Origin of the sequence: Anaerococcus sp. HMSC068A02 (assembly GCF_001811125.1) — a bacterium.
In the GTDB taxonomy this organism is placed as follows: Bacteria; Bacillota; Clostridia; order Tissierellales; family Peptoniphilaceae; genus Anaerococcus; species Anaerococcus vaginalis_C.
The window spans coordinates 83,896-98,027 of record NZ_KV803714.1 but is presented as its reverse complement, the minus strand read 5'-3'; the positions used below and the strand labels follow the sequence as shown (position 1 = coordinate 98,027).

Genomic DNA, 14,132 nt, shown 5'->3' with positions numbered 1-14,132 from the left:
AGTTAGCAAAGCTAACCTTATCTATATTAGGCTTTTCTTATTGTAATTATATCCTTATTTTCATATCTCTTGTCCATCATTCTTAAAATAAAAATAGATATTGCTAAAAATAAAAATATAAACAAAACAGTAAGTAAATTATTATCTAGAAACTTATCTTTAAATATTGTATTGGCTAAAACAGCTCCAAATATCATCATAAAAACTGGAAATAAATAAGTGAAATAAGAAAGTCTATTTACAGTTTTTACATCTGAATCTAGATAAACAAAGTCTCCAGGATTTAGATTTTCATTAGTAAATGTAGTGTAGTAAGATGGTTTTATTTCACAACCACCACATGAAGAGCAAGATCCACATCCTGATTCCTTTTGAATCATTACTTTTACATTGCCATTTAAGTTTTCTACGACTATTCCTTTTTTACTAATAGTTTGCATCCAATGCTCCTTTTATTCTTTTACCTCAATACTTAGCTCATTTAAACTTTTTTCATCAACTATACTTGGAGCTTGAGTTAATGGGCAAGTTGCTGATTGAGTTTTTGGAAATGCAATAATATCTTTTATATTTTCAGTTTTTGCAAATAACATTACCAACCTATCAAGTCCATAAGCAAGTCCTGCATGAGGAGGTGTTCCATATTGTAAAGCTTCTATAAAGAAACCAAATTTTTGTTCTATGTCATCATCAGATAATTTCAAAGCCTTAAATACTTTTTCTTGAAGTTCTTGATTGTTTATTCTTACTGAACCTCCACCCATCTCATCTCCATTTATTACAATATCATAAGCTTGAGTTCTTACTTTTTCTGGCTCTGTTAATAATAAATCAATGTCTTCTTCATTTGGCATAGTAAATGGATGGTGTTGAGAAACGTATCTGTCTTCTTCTTCGCTATATTCAAACATAGGGAAGTTTACAACCCAACAAAAAGCATATTCTTTTTCATAAAGATTTTGATCTTTTGCAACTTTTCTTCTTAAAGCTCCAAGTCCTTCAAGAACAGTTTTATTTTTATCAGCTCCAATTAAAATCAAATCATTATCAGAAATATCTAATTTTTCTATTAAATTTTTAACAATTTCGTCTGTTAAGAATTTTTTAATAGAAGAATTTATATCATCTTTTGAATTAAATTTAATAAAACTCAATCCTTTTAAGCCATAATCTTTTACAAAATCTGTTAATTTATCTAATTGCTTTCTTGAATAATTTCCTGCTTGTCCTTTAAAATTAATTGCCCTAACAGAATGACCTTCTTTGATATTATCTGTGAAAACTTTAAAATCACAATCTTTAAATATTTCAGAAATATCATTTATCTTATATCCATATCTTAAATCTGGCTTATCAGATCCGTATGAATTCATAGCCTCAGAATAATCCATTCTTTGGATTGGAAGTTTTAAATCATAGTCAGTAAAATTGTCAAAAAGTGTTTTCAATAATCCTTCATTAACTTTAATTACATCATCTTGATCTGCAAAACTTAATTCAAGATCTAGTTGTGTAAATTCTGGTTGTCTATTTGCTCTTAAATCCTCATCTCTAAAACATTTTACTATTTGGAAATACCTATCCAATGAACCAATCATTAACAATTGTTTCATTAATTGTGGAGATTGTGGCAATGCATAAAATTTTCCTTGATTAACTCTTGATGGAACTAAATAATCTCTAGCTCCTTCTGGAGTTGGTTTTGTAAGAAATGGTGTTTCAACTTCTGTAAATCCATTATCATACATATACTCTCTCATACACCTAACAATATCAGATCTTAATTTTAGATTTTTTTGAACTGATTGTTTTCTCATATCAAGGTATCTGTATTTTAATTTTAAATTTTCACTTACATCATCATCTTCTTTAATATAAATAGGAGGTGTTTTTGCCTTATCTAAAATATTGATTTTACTAGCTATTATTTCTATGTTTCCTGTTGGAATTTCTGGATTTTTAGATTCTCTTTCTCTAACTTCTCCCTTAACTTCCAAAACATATTCTCCAGCTACATCTTTTGCTATTTTATAATTTTCATTATCATCTTCACGTGTTACAATTTGTGTTATACCTGTTTTATCTCTAAGATCTATAAACACCAATGAGCCAAGATTTCTTTTTTTGGCAACCCAGCCCATAAGTACAACTTCATCTCCAATATTTTCTTCTCTAAGTTCGCCACACATGTGACTTCTTTTAAATTCCATACTAACCTCCTAATTTAAAAATGGATTATTTTCTTTTTCAAAACCAATATTACTTGATTCTCCATGTCCTGGATGGATCCTTGTTTTTTCATCATATATAAATATTTTATTTTTTATAGAATTAATCAAAGTGTTAAAATTTCCTCCTGGAAAATCACTTCTTCCAATTGATAAATTAAATAAAGTATCTCCAGAAAAAATATCATCTTCAATTTTATATGACATTGAATCTAAACTATGACCAGAAGTTTTGATAGCTTTTATTTTGAATGGAGAAAATTCTTGACCATCTTTTAAATATGAATCAATTTCTACATTTATATTGCAATATCCTCTAGATAAATTATAGTCTGGATCATTTGCAATATTTTTACTATCATCACTAGCATAAACATCTACATTCAATTTATTTTTAAAATATTCAAGCCCCAACACATGATCAAAATGTGTATGAGTTAATAAAATAAACTCTATATTAATTTTATTCTTATCTATATAATTTTCAATTTTTCCACCTGGATAAACTGGGTCAATCAAAAATCCATTTTTATTTTCGTCATAAACTACATAACAATTAGCCATCATTGGCCCTTCAGTGATTTTTTTAATATTCATTAATACAACCTTTCACTATCAAGCTGTATAGTAACAGGGCCATCATTTATTAATGAAACTTCCATGTGTGTTTGAAATTTTCCAGTTTTCACATTAAATCCATCATCTTTTAGCTCTTTAATCAATATTTCATAATATTCTTCTGCCTTATCTGCACTTGATGAATTTATAAATGAAGGTCTATTTCCTTTTCTTGCATCGCCATATAAGGTAAATTGGCTTACAATTAATAATTCTCCTCCCTCATCTTCTACAGACAAATTCATTTTACCTTGGTCGTCTTCAAAAATTCTTAATTTTTCTATTTTCTTTTTTATATAATCAATATCTTTTTTTGTATCAGAATCTGTTACAGCTACAAAAACTAATAACCCTTCTCCTATTTCTGAAATCAACTTATCAGAAACTTTTACACTTGCTTTTTTTACTTTTTGTACAATTGCTCTCATTAACTTTTCACCCTATAAATACTTTCAATCATTTTTATTGTTTTCAATTTCATAATTAATTCATTAAGTTTTTCAGTATTTGGAACTGAAACTGTAAGATCAATAATTCCCTCGTGATTTTCATTGCTTCTTACATTCATCGCTTCAATGCTTACATTTTCTGTTGAAATTAATTTAGTTATTTCAAAAATAATTCCAGTTTTATCTTTTGTTGTAATTTGTATTCTTACAGGGAACATATCATCAGAATTATTTTGCCAATATACATCAATTAATCTTTCTGGAGATTTTAAGCTTGTTATATTTGGGCAAGTCCTTACATGAACGCTTATGCCATTTCCTTTTGTAATATATCCAACAATTTGATCTCCTGGTACTGGATTACAACATTTTGCAAATTTTACATCCACTTGGTCATCAAGATCGCTTACCCTTACTTCATTAGAAAAAGATTTTTTTGGTTTTACCTTATTTATATCTAAATCTTCAATTTTTTTAGGCAATTCATCTTTGTGTTTTTTTATCAATTTTTGAATTATTTGATCTGTATTTGTTTTGCCAAATCCAATCGATGCAAACATTTCATCTTTTGTTGGATAACCTAAGTCGTTTGCAATTTCTATTAGCCAATCATCTTTTATATCTTTTTTGTAAATCTCGTTTGATTTTCTAAGTTCTCTGTATAAGGAATCTTTTCCTATTTCAATATTTTCTTCTTTTCTATATCTTTTAAAAAATTGTTTGATTTTGCTTTTGGCTTGGTTTGATTGGACCATATTTAGCCAATCTCTTGATGGTCCTTGAGAATTCTTGCTTGTAAGAATTTCAACTACATCTCCTGTATTTAGCTTGTGGGAAAATGGAACAATTTTTCCATTTACTTTGGCTCCAACGCATTTATTTCCAACTTCTGTGTGAACTCTATAAGCAAAGTCAATTGCACACGAATTTACTGGCAAAGAATAAATCTCTCCTTTTGGAGAATATATATATATTTCTTTTGAGAAAAAATCTCCTTTTAAGGTGTCTAAAAATTCCTTACTATCTACGTCCTTGCCACCTTCTTTTTGCCATTCCATAATTTGTCTTATAAATGTAAGTTTTTCATCAAATTCTGTTGATTTACTTTTGTTTTCTTTGTATTTCCAGTGAGCTGCAATTCCATATTCGCATTCATAATGCATTTGTCTTGTTCTTATTTGAACTTCAAATGGCTTAGAATCTTCTCCAAATACTGTTGTATGCAAAGACCTATAACCATTTGGTTTTGGCTGACCAATATAATCTTTAATCCTATTTGGAATTGGTCTCCAGATTGAATGAACTTTTCCCAAAACTTCATAGCAATCTGCAACTGTATCAACCAAAACCCTAACGGCAGTTAAATCATAAATTTCGTTAAATTCAATTTTATTTCTATTCATTTTTTTATAAATTGAAAATAAACCTTTTGGTCTTCCAGAAATTTCATAATTTATATTTGAGGATGAAAGAGCCTTATCCAAAGTTTCAATTATTTGATTTATGTATGCTTCTCTTTCTCTTCTTTTATTGTGAACCATTTGAGCAAGCTCATAATATTCTTCAGGTTTTTGATACCTAAAACATAAATCCTCAAGCTCCCATTTCATAGTATATATTCCAAGCCTATGTGCTAGTGGAACATAAATTTCCAAAGTTTCACTTGCTGTTTGCTTTTGTTTTTTTTCAGTCTTATATTCCAAAGTTCTCATATTATGCAAACGGTCAGCAAGCTTTATCAAAATAACCCTAATGTCATTACTCATAGCCAAAACCATTTTTCTTATATTTTCGGCTTGTTTTTCTTCTTTTGTTTTGTAATTTAATTTTTTAAGCTTTGTAACTCCATCTACTAAAAAAGTTATTTCTTCCCCGAAATTTTCTTTCATTTGTTCTTCTGTTACAGGTGTATCTTCCAAAACATCATGCATCAATCCAGCGCAAATTGTTTGGTCATCTAACTGCATATTAGATATAGTTGTTGCAACAGCTATTGGGTGAATAAAATAATCTTCTCCAGAATTTCTTTTTTGACCTCTGTGATGATATTCAGCAAAATCATAAGCCTTTTTTATTAAATTAATATCTGCATGTTCATTATTTTTTAAAATAATTTTTTTGAAATTTAAAAATTCTTTTTGAAAATCTTTTGCCATAATATCACCTACCTTATATCTATTAATTTCACTTGTAAATTTCTTCTGCCATTAAATTCATTTATATCTGGATAAAATACAGCGTCAATTCTATTTCCTATTATATTTGCCTTAAATTTATCACTTAAATATTTATAATCTTTTTGTGCGTTAAACTTTATAGCTTCTATATCACGACCATTTTTATTTAAGATCATTTTCATGGTATTATTGTTTTTTCCAATCATATTTATATTTTTTATAAATAGATTTTTGTCGGCAAATTTTGCTTTTGGATTGTCTTTTCCAAAAGGTTCTAGTCTTTGTAAACTTTCGGCAAATTCGAGTGAAAGTTTGTCTATAGGTATTTGAGCATCAATATTTATAATATTTACAAAATCATCTTTTTTTAATTTTGATTTATCATTTAATTTTTGCCTAAATTCCTCAACCTTATCACTTCTTATAGAAAGTCCGCAAGCCATAGGATGTCCACCAAATGATTCAAGTATGTCTTTTATTTCAAAAACTTCCTTGTAAATATTATAAGCATCTATGCTTCTTCCAGAGCCTTTTAAAATTCCATCTTGACTTGACTCAGTCATAATTATAGTTGGTTTATTAAATTTTTCTTTAATTCTTCCTGCTATAATTCCACAAATACTTTCTTCAATATTTTCAACATCTACAATAATAATATCATCATTATAATATTTTTTATCTTTTATAATTTCTAAAGTTTTTTCAAGACCTATATTGGTTAATTCTTTTCTTTCATTATTCAAACTAACAAGTTTTTTTGCATAAGTACGAATTTTTTCTATATCATCTTCCATGAGCATATCAATAGCAAGTTTTGCAGTAGAAAGTCTACCAGTAGCATTCATGCATGGCCCAATTATAAATCCTAGCGTATAAGCACTAACTTCTCTATTCCAAGAATTTTCTTCAATCAAGGCTTTTATAGCTAGTTTTTCAGTGTTATTAATTCTTTTTAGACCTTCTCTTACAAAAATTCTATTTTCATCAGTAAGTGAAACAACATCACAAACCGTTCCCATAGCTACATATTCCAATAAACCATATAAGTATTCCATATCTCCATCAAGTCTTTGGTACAAAGCTTGTATTAATTTAAAAGCAACTCCTGCTCCGCACAAATCATCAAATGGATAAGTATTGTCAAGTCTTTTTGGATTTATAACGCAATCAGCTTGAGGCAAAATTTGCTCAACCCATTCACCCTCTTCTTTTTTTGAAACTTGATGGTGGTCGGTTACTATAACTTTAATCCCATTTTCTTGTAATCTTTTAACCTGATCAATAGCACTAATTCCATTATCGCAAGTAATCACAAGGCTTATATTTGCTTCAATCGCCCTATCAATCATCCTATCGCTAATTCCATAGCCATCAATAACCCTATCCGGAATATCATAGCTTATATCATCATAAAAATATAATAAGCCATCCAAAAGTGTCATAGTTGAGCTTATACCATCTTGATCATAATCTCCAAAAATCCTAATAGATTCTCCATTTTCCATAGTTTCAATAATTAAATCAATAGCTTTTTCCATATCTTTTAATAAAAAAGGATCATGAAGTTTTGCTAAAGTAGGATTAATAAAACTATCAACAACTTTTGGATCAACTATATCTCTATTTGCAAGTATTAATGCTTCTAATTTGGTAATATTTTTATTTTTTAAATTTGATAAATAATTATTTTTTTTATTATATATATACCACTTGGTCATAATTTCCTCTCTTATGAATAAATTATACCATTTTTAGAATCAATATAAAGATATGGGTACAAGCAATGTTAATTATAAAATACAAAGTTAAAAATTTTGATAAATTATAAATTATTTTGCATTTATTTTAAATGATGATAAAATAATAAAATAAAATTTAATGGAGAATTATATGATAAATATATTAAAAAGTTTTAATGATTTGCTATGGGGGTTGCCTTTGATTTTGGCAATTGCTGGAACAGGAATATACATAAGCATAAAAACTCAAGCAATTCAATTTAGAAAATTAGGATACGCTTTAAAAAATACTTTGGGAAAAATTTTTGAAAAAAATAGCCACCATGCCAAGGGAGATATAAGTCCTTTTGGTGCATTAGCAACGGCTCTTGCAGCTACAGTTGGAACTGGAAATATTGTTGGTGTTTCTCTTGCAATTATTTTGGGAGGGCCTGGTGCAATATTTTGGATGTGGATCGCTGCCTTATTAGGAATGGCTACAAAATTTTCTGAAGTAACCTTAGCAGTTGCTTATAGGGAAAAGAAAAATGGAAAATATGTAGGCGGACCAATGTATTATATTGAAAAGGGTCTAAATAATAAAAAACTAGCAAAAACTTTTGCAATTTTTGCAGGAATTGCCGTTTTTGGAATTGGAGATTCTACTCAATCAAATGCAATTTCAGGTGTACTTAAAGATACTTTTGGAGTAAATACAATAATTAGTGGAATAATTTTATCGATTATAGCTGGTGTTGTAATAGTTGGAGGAATTAATTCAATTACAAAAGTTACTGAAAAGTTAGTTCCATTAATGTCCCTTCTTTACATTCTTGGTTGTTTATGGATTTTATTTTTAAACAAAGCAAATATTTTGCCAGCTTTTAAATCAATTTTTCTAGGGGCATTTAGTCCAAAAAGTCTTGGTGGTTCTTTTGCTGGTCTTTCTGTTAAAGCAGTTGTATCTGCTGGTGTTGCTAGAGGAGTTTTTACAAACGAAGCAGGTTTAGGTTCATCTCCTATGGCTCATGCGTGTGCTACAACTGACCATCCTGTACGTCAAGGTCTTTGGGGAATTAGTGAAGTTTTTGTAGATACAATTATAATCTGTACCATGACAGCTCTAGTAATTCTTTCTACAAATGTAGATATTAGTGATACAAACAATGCAGCAAGCCTTGTTGCACGAGCTTTTGCAACAGACTCAAGTTTTGGAAATATTATAGTATGCGTTGGCTTAAGTCTTTTCGCCTTATCAACAATTCTTGGATGGGCATATTATGGAGAAACGGCTCTTATATATTTATTTGGAGATAAAATTATAATTCCTTATAGAATTTTGTATGTTATTTTCGTTTTTGTTGGAGCAAATATTGATCTTGGAGTAGCTTGGATTGTAGCAAATATTTTAAATGGTTTTATGGCTTTGCCAAATCTTTTTGCAGTTGTCACTCTTAGTCCTGTTGTAGTGAAACTAAGTAAAGATTTCTTTAAAAATCCAGAAAAAATCAGAAAAAGTCCAGAAGAATATAAATCATGTATAAAAATAAAATAAAATATTTATATAATCCCCAATAAAAAAGCCTAGCTTAGACCAAATTAATTAAAGTCCAAGCTAAGCTTTTTTATTTTAAATTTCTATAATATTTTCGATACTTTCAATATTTACTAAAATATATGAAAATTTGTCATCTTTTCCGCTAATAATAAGGCAATCTGTCTTATTAAATTCTACTACTTCTCCAATAATTTTACTTTCAGTTATAATTTTTGAACCGATTTTAAGATTTTCTTTTATAAATTTTTTATTCTTTTTCCTATTTATATCATCCTTTAAAGAATAAAAATAAAACATCAATGCTAAAATTATTAAAATAATATATTCTAATTTAAGATTCATATCCATACTTTTTATAAAATTCTTTTTTAAATTCCAAAAATCTATCTTCCATTATAGCTTTTCTTATATTTTCACATAATTTAAGTAAGAAATATAAATTATGATAAGTTAAAAGCCTTGCTCCCAATATTTCATTTACATTTACAAGGTGTCTTAGGTAAGCTCGTGAATAATTTCTACAAGTATAACAATCACAATCATGATCAAGTGGCGTGAAATCTTCTTTGTATTTTGCATTTCTTACAACAAGTCTTCCCTCTGATGTTATAGCTGTTCCATTTCTTGCAATTCTTGTAGGTAAAACGCAATCGGCCATATCTATTCCTGCTTCAAAAGATTCAAATAAATAATCAGGACTTCCTACACCCATATTATATCTTGGTTTATCTTCTGGTAAAAGTGGAGTTGTATATTTTAAAAGTCTTATCATTTCTTCTTTTGGCTCTCCAACAGACAAGCCTCCCAATGAATATCCATCAAAATCCATTGCACAAGTTTCTTCAACAGATCTTTTTCTTAAATCTTCAAACATTCCACCTTGAATAATTCCAAATAATGATTGGTCTTTGTGAGAATTTTTTTTGTGATAATCAAGACCTCTTTTAGCCCATCTAATTGTTCTTTCTACAGATTCTTCTACATATTTATAATCTGCAGGATAAGGAATACATTCATCAAAACTCATCATTATATCTGAATGAATATCATTTTGAATTTCAATTGACTTTTCTGGTGTAAATAAATGTTTTGAACCGTCAATGTGGGATCTAAAAACTACACCTTTTTCAGAAATATCTCTTGTATCTGACAAAGAAAAAACTTGAAATCCACCACTATCTGTTAGAATTGGTCCATTCCAATTCATAAATTTATGAAGACCGCCAGCTTTTTTCATAATATTCATGCCTGGTCTTAAATACAAATGATAGGTGTTTCCCAAAATTATTTTTGCATCAATTTCTTTTAATTCTTCAACACTCATAGTTTTTACTGTTGCCTTTGTTCCAACTGGCATAAAAATCGGTGTTGGTATATCTCCATGGTCTGTGTGAATTATTCCACATCTTGCATTGGAATATTTATCTTTTTTTATTAATTCATATTTTATCGGCATTTTCTCTCCTATTTCAAAAACATTGCATCGCCAAAGCTAAAGAACCTATATTTTTTATCAACAGCATCCTTATAAGCATCTAAAATTATTTCTTTACTAGCCAAAGCTGATACAAGCATTATTAGAGTAGATTTTGGCAAATGAAAATTTGTTATTTGACAATCTATAACATTAAATTCAAATCCAGGATAAATAAATATATCAGTCCAACCTGAATCTTCTTTTATTTTTCCATTTTTTTTGTAAACTGATTCAAGTGTTCTTGTAGTCGTTGTTCCTGTTGAAATAATTCTCTTATTATTTTTCTTTGTTTCATTTATTAAATCTGCAGTTTCTTTGCTTATTTGATAAAATTCAGAATGCATTTTATGATTTTTTACATCGTCAACTTTTACAGGTCTAAAAGTTCCAAGTCCTACATTTAAAGTTATATATGCTAATTTAACACCTTTTTCTTCTATTTTTTTAAGTAATTCTTTTGTAAAATGAAGACCAGCTGTTGGTGCAGCAACTGAACCTGGATTTTTGGAATAAACTGTTTGGTATCTTTCTTTATCTTTTAGTTTTTCTTTTATATAAGGTGGCAAAGGCATATTTCCAAGTCTATCTAAAATTTCTTGAAAAATTCCATTATAGAAAAATTCAATGACCCTATTTCCATCTTCTTTAATATCAATAACTTCAAGACTTAATTCATCAGAAAAAATACATTTTGTTCCAATTTTCATCTTCTTACCAGGTCTAACTAAGACTTCCCACTTATCATCTTCAATATTTTCAAGCAAAAATACTTCGATTTCTTCTTCTTTTCCTTCTCTATGACCAAAAAGTCTTGCAGGTATAACTCTTGTATCATTCATTACTAGAAGGTCGCCTTCATTTAAATAATCTATAATATCATAAAAATGTTTATCTTCTCTTTTACCAGTTTTTCTATCAACAACCATTAATCTAGAAAAATCTCTCTTATCTGCTGGATGTTGAGCAATTAATTCTTCTGGTAAATTGTAATCAAAATCTTCTGTTCTCATTATTTATCCTCATATTTTAATCCGTAATGTTCATAAGCTTTTCTTGTCAAAATTCTTCCTCTTGGAGTTCTTGTTAAAAAACCAATTTGAAGCAAATATGGCTCATAAACATCTTCTATTGTAATATTTTCAATTCCTGTTGATGCTGCAATAGTATCAATTCCAACAGGGCCTCCTGAAAAATTTTCATACATAGTTAGAACTATTTTTTTATCCATATTATCAAGTCCCATAGGATCAACTTCTAATAATTCTAAGCCCTCACAAGATGTTTCATAATCTATAATTTCATCTTTTTTTACTATTGCATAATCTCTTACTCTTCTTAAAAGTCTATTTGCAATTCTTGGCGTTCCTCTGCTTCTTCTAGCTATTTCAAAAGCTCCTTTATCCTCTATTGGAATTTCTAAAATATCAGCAGACCTTTTTACAATTTTTGTTAAATCTTTTGTATCATATAGGTTTAAGGATAATAAAACGCCAAACCTATCCCTTAATGGTGCAGAAAGCATTCCAGCTCTTGTTGTAGCGCCAACCAAAGTAAATTTTTCCAAATCTATTCTAATAGACTGAGCATTTGGTCCTTTTCCTACAATAATATCAAGAGCAAAATCTTCCATAGCCGGGTATAAAATTTCTTCAACTGATCTATTTATCCTATGAATTTCATCAATAAATAAAACATCTCCCTTGTCAAGATTTGTAAGAATACTTGCAAGATCAGATGGTCTTTCTATAGCAGGTCCACTTGTAATTCTAATATTTACTCCCAATTCATTGGCAATTATATTTGAAAGGGTTGTCTTACCAAGTCCTGGAGGACCTTGCAATAAAACATGGTCAAGAGCTTCTTCTCTTTTTTTTGATGATTCAATAAAAATTTTCAATTTTTCTTTAGCCTTATCTTGACCTATATAATCTTTTAGCCACTTTGGCCTTATAGTCATTTCCTTATATTTATCATTTATTTGCTCATTAGAGCCAACTATTCTTTCGTTTTGATCATACATATAATCACCTTAAATCATTCGCTTCAAAGACTCTTTAATAATTTCTTCAAGACTAAGATCACTATCTTTTAGGCTAGCAAGAACTTTATCTATGCTATTTCTTTGATAGCCAAGATTAAGTAAAGCCTCTCTTGCAACTTCAATTTCTCCATTAGAAGTAATATTATCAATATCCGGATTAGAAATTGAAATATCATCATTAATAGCCATTTTCTTAACCTTATCAACAAGCTCAAGAATAATTCTTGATGCAGTTTTTTTACCAATCCCCTTCGCCTTGGTTAAAGTATCAATATCATTATTTACTATAGCAAGTTTAATCTTATCTACATTTAAAGTTGACAAAATTGCTATAGCGTTTTTAGGTCCTATTGTAGATACACTTGTCAAAAGCTCAAAAACTTCTAATTCATCTTTTGACGAAAAACCAAATAAAGATATATCATCTTCTCTTACATTCATTTTTGTAAAAATTTTAAATTCATTATTTATTTCAAGAGTTTTTATAGTATTAAAAGAAGAATTAATAAAGTAACCTATATTGTTATTTTCAATTACAAAATTATCTTCTCCTATATATTTTATTTCTCCAATTATATAACTAATCATTAATTCATCCTAAATTGTTCTTTAAATCTTTGACTAAAAGCGTGAGTTAAAGATACTGCCAAAGCATCAGCAGCATCATCTGGTTTTGGAATTTCACTTAAATTTAGTAAAGTTGTAACAGTTTCTTGCATTTGTTTTTTATTTGCCCTACCAAATCCAGTAATAGCTTGTTTTATTTGTAAAGGAGTATATTCGTAAATCGGAAGATTATTTACTTGTGCACACAAAACTTGCACTCCTCTTGCATGTCCTACAGTAATAGCCGTTTTAACATTTTGATTAAAAAATAATTCCTCTATGGCAAATTCATCTGGCTTATACTGTTTAATTATATCATTTAAATTATCATATAAAATTTTGAGCCTTTCAGGAGTTTTAGTTTTTGAAGAAGTTGTAACAACACCATTTTCCAAAACCTTATACCTATTTCCATTAACTTCTAAAACTCCATAACCCATAATAGCAATTCCTGGATCAATCCCTAAAATAATCATACTAACCTTTCTTAAACTTACAATTAAAAAAGGGCTAATTGCCCTTTTGTTTTAATGATACCTATTAACAACTTCTATACAAAGTCCCTTCCAATAATAATTAGCATAGACATCAATAGCTATATTGTAAAGTAGGCTTACTAATTTATCATTAATTTCTTGAGCCTGCTTTAATGTAATATCTTCGGTATAAATCATATCAATATCAAAAGCTAATTGCTTATTAGTGTTAACATCAAGATTTAAAACTTTTAACTTTAAATATGTATCAGCATATATTTTTACACTTTTTCTTATATTTGAAACCAAATCTTTATTGTCATAAATCTTTTTTATATAATTATTTTTCTCTTGATTAACATAAGGATTATCTTCTGTAAAAATTTCATTTTCCTCAAATAAAAAAACATCCCCATAATAGTTAATAGCAAGATACTCTAAATCATCAATTAATTTTTTATCTTTAAAAGCTTCATATTCACTTTTTAAAGTCAATAAAAATTCAAACCTGTCCAAATCATTTCCAATAGTTTTATCTAAACTTATGATGATTTGATCTATATCAGATAAATACCAAAAATTCTTTTTCAAATTTTTTAATATATATGGTTTTATGAAAAATTTATTTTTTTTATAATTTCTAAAATTTTTATTATCATATAATGACATCAATGTATTTAATGAAGAAATATCTTCATTAATTAAATAATCATATTCAAGTTTTTCAATTATTGGTTTTTTTTCCGCACTTGATGTCATATTTCTTATCCCTCTTCTTAGTCTG

Annotated in this window: 14 protein-coding genes; 1 reads left to right on the top strand and 13 read right to left on the bottom strand. The window is 28.3% G+C overall.

The genetic code is table 11. The annotated features are described in order from the left end of the window. Positions 1-26: 26 nt before the first annotated feature. The 6 genes from HMPREF2782_RS01640 to recJ are packed head-to-tail and all read right to left on the bottom strand — an operon-like array spanning position 27 to position 7,190. On the bottom strand, positions 27-440 hold the full coding sequence (locus HMPREF2782_RS01640) for a SoxR reducing system RseC family protein (protein WP_004838775.1): 414 nt from the start codon (positions 438-440) through the stop codon (positions 27-29). Positions 441-452: 12 nt separating this feature from the next. Next, positions 453-2,210, bottom strand: coding sequence for an aspartate--tRNA ligase (aspS, locus tag HMPREF2782_RS01635; protein WP_004838774.1), 1,758 nt, complete (start codon positions 2,208-2,210; stop codon positions 453-455). A 9-nt stretch (positions 2,211-2,219) separates the two neighbouring features. Then, on the bottom strand, positions 2,220-2,825 hold the full coding sequence (locus HMPREF2782_RS01630; RefSeq protein WP_070640428.1) for an MBL fold metallo-hydrolase: 606 nt from the start codon (positions 2,823-2,825) through the stop codon (positions 2,220-2,222). Then, positions 2,825-3,274: a D-aminoacyl-tRNA deacylase gene (gene dtd / locus HMPREF2782_RS01625; RefSeq protein ID WP_070640426.1), complete on the bottom strand. Its 450-nt coding sequence runs from the start codon at positions 3,272-3,274 to the stop codon at positions 2,825-2,827. Before dtd ends, HMPREF2782_RS01630 begins: the two co-directional genes overlap by 1 nt. Next, positions 3,274-5,451 carry a RelA/SpoT family protein gene (locus HMPREF2782_RS01620; RefSeq protein WP_070640423.1) on the bottom strand — a complete coding sequence of 726 codons (2,178 nt, stop codon included), beginning with the start codon at positions 5,449-5,451 and terminating at the stop codon, positions 3,274-3,276. Before HMPREF2782_RS01620 ends, dtd begins: the two co-directional genes overlap by 1 nt. Positions 5,452-5,459: 8 nt before the next feature. Beyond that, positions 5,460-7,190: a single-stranded-DNA-specific exonuclease RecJ gene (gene recJ / locus HMPREF2782_RS01615; protein WP_070640421.1), complete on the bottom strand. Its 1,731-nt coding sequence runs from the start codon at positions 7,188-7,190 to the stop codon at positions 5,460-5,462. Positions 7,191-7,362: 172 nt separating this feature from the next. On the opposite strand from recJ, the gene HMPREF2782_RS01610 reads away from it, so the two are divergent. Then, positions 7,363-8,745, top strand: a complete 1,383-nt coding sequence (locus HMPREF2782_RS01610) for an alanine/glycine:cation symporter family protein (RefSeq protein ID WP_083304878.1) — start codon at positions 7,363-7,365, stop codon at positions 8,743-8,745. Between the two features lie 75 nt (positions 8,746-8,820). Here HMPREF2782_RS01610 and HMPREF2782_RS01605 read toward each other — a convergent pair whose 3' ends face one another. From HMPREF2782_RS01605 to HMPREF2782_RS01575, 7 genes are read right to left on the bottom strand one after another with little or no spacing between them, the layout of a single operon-like run. Further along, a complete protein-coding gene (locus HMPREF2782_RS01605) occupies positions 8,821-9,090 on the bottom strand; it encodes a preprotein translocase subunit YajC (RefSeq protein WP_261668555.1) in 270 nt (89 codons plus the stop codon). Then, positions 9,080-10,204 carry a tRNA guanosine(34) transglycosylase Tgt gene (gene tgt, locus HMPREF2782_RS01600; protein ID WP_070640415.1) on the bottom strand — a complete coding sequence of 375 codons (1,125 nt, stop codon included), beginning with the start codon at positions 10,202-10,204 and terminating at the stop codon, positions 9,080-9,082. The genes HMPREF2782_RS01605 and tgt overlap by 11 nt, the downstream gene beginning before the upstream one ends. A gap of 8 nt (positions 10,205-10,212) precedes the next feature. Next, positions 10,213-11,235, bottom strand: a complete 1,023-nt coding sequence (gene queA / locus HMPREF2782_RS01595) for a tRNA preQ1(34) S-adenosylmethionine ribosyltransferase-isomerase QueA (RefSeq protein ID WP_070640413.1) — start codon at positions 11,233-11,235, stop codon at positions 10,213-10,215. Further along, the gene (gene ruvB / locus HMPREF2782_RS01590; RefSeq protein WP_019117707.1) at positions 11,235-12,245 is read right to left on the bottom strand and encodes a Holliday junction branch migration DNA helicase RuvB; all 1,011 of its coding nucleotides are present in this window, start codon (positions 12,243-12,245) and stop codon (positions 11,235-11,237) included. The genes queA and ruvB overlap by 1 nt, the downstream gene beginning before the upstream one ends. A gap of 9 nt (positions 12,246-12,254) precedes the next feature. Continuing rightward, positions 12,255-12,854, bottom strand: coding sequence for a Holliday junction branch migration protein RuvA (gene ruvA, locus HMPREF2782_RS01585; RefSeq protein WP_070640412.1), 600 nt, complete (start codon positions 12,852-12,854; stop codon positions 12,255-12,257). After that, complete coding sequence (gene ruvC / locus HMPREF2782_RS01580; protein ID WP_004838763.1) at positions 12,854-13,348, bottom strand: crossover junction endodeoxyribonuclease RuvC; 495 nt, start codon at positions 13,346-13,348, stop codon at positions 12,854-12,856. Before ruvC ends, ruvA begins: the two co-directional genes overlap by 1 nt. A gap of 51 nt (positions 13,349-13,399) precedes the next feature. Then, a complete protein-coding gene (locus HMPREF2782_RS01575; protein WP_070640410.1) occupies positions 13,400-14,107 on the bottom strand; it encodes a hypothetical protein in 708 nt (235 codons plus the stop codon). Positions 14,108-14,132: the final 25 nt, after the last annotated feature.

Coding starts and splice junctions, on each gene's coding strand:
- HMPREF2782_RS01640 (WP_004838775.1), bottom strand. CDS start 440: ATGCAAACTATTAGTAAAAAAGGAATAGTCGTAGAAAACTTAAATGGC.
- aspS (WP_004838774.1), bottom strand. CDS start 2,210: ATGGAATTTAAAAGAAGTCACATGTGTGGCGAACTTAGAGAAGAAAAT.
- HMPREF2782_RS01630 (WP_070640428.1), bottom strand. CDS start 2,825: ATGAATATTAAAAAAATCACTGAAGGGCCAATGATGGCTAATTGTTAT.
- dtd (WP_070640426.1), bottom strand. CDS start 3,274: ATGAGAGCAATTGTACAAAAAGTAAAAAAAGCAAGTGTAAAAGTTTCT.
- HMPREF2782_RS01620 (WP_070640423.1), bottom strand. CDS start 5,451: ATGGCAAAAGATTTTCAAAAAGAATTTTTAAATTTCAAAAAAATTATT.
- recJ (WP_070640421.1), bottom strand. CDS start 7,190: ATGACCAAGTGGTATATATATAATAAAAAAAATAATTATTTATCAAAT.
- HMPREF2782_RS01610 (WP_083304878.1), top strand. CDS start 7,363: ATGATAAATATATTAAAAAGTTTTAATGATTTGCTATGGGGGTTGCCT.
- HMPREF2782_RS01605 (WP_261668555.1), bottom strand. CDS start 9,090: ATGAATCTTAAATTAGAATATATTATTTTAATAATTTTAGCATTGATG.
- tgt (WP_070640415.1), bottom strand. CDS start 10,204: ATGCCGATAAAATATGAATTAATAAAAAAAGATAAATATTCCAATGCA.
- queA (WP_070640413.1), bottom strand. CDS start 11,235: ATGAGAACAGAAGATTTTGATTACAATTTACCAGAAGAATTAATTGCT.
- ruvB (WP_019117707.1), bottom strand. CDS start 12,245: ATGTATGATCAAAACGAAAGAATAGTTGGCTCTAATGAGCAAATAAAT.
- ruvA (WP_070640412.1), bottom strand. CDS start 12,854: ATGATTAGTTATATAATTGGAGAAATAAAATATATAGGAGAAGATAAT.
- ruvC (WP_004838763.1), bottom strand. CDS start 13,348: ATGATTATTTTAGGGATTGATCCAGGAATTGCTATTATGGGTTATGGA.
- HMPREF2782_RS01575 (WP_070640410.1), bottom strand. CDS start 14,107: ATGACATCAAGTGCGGAAAAAAAACCAATAATTGAAAAACTTGAATAT.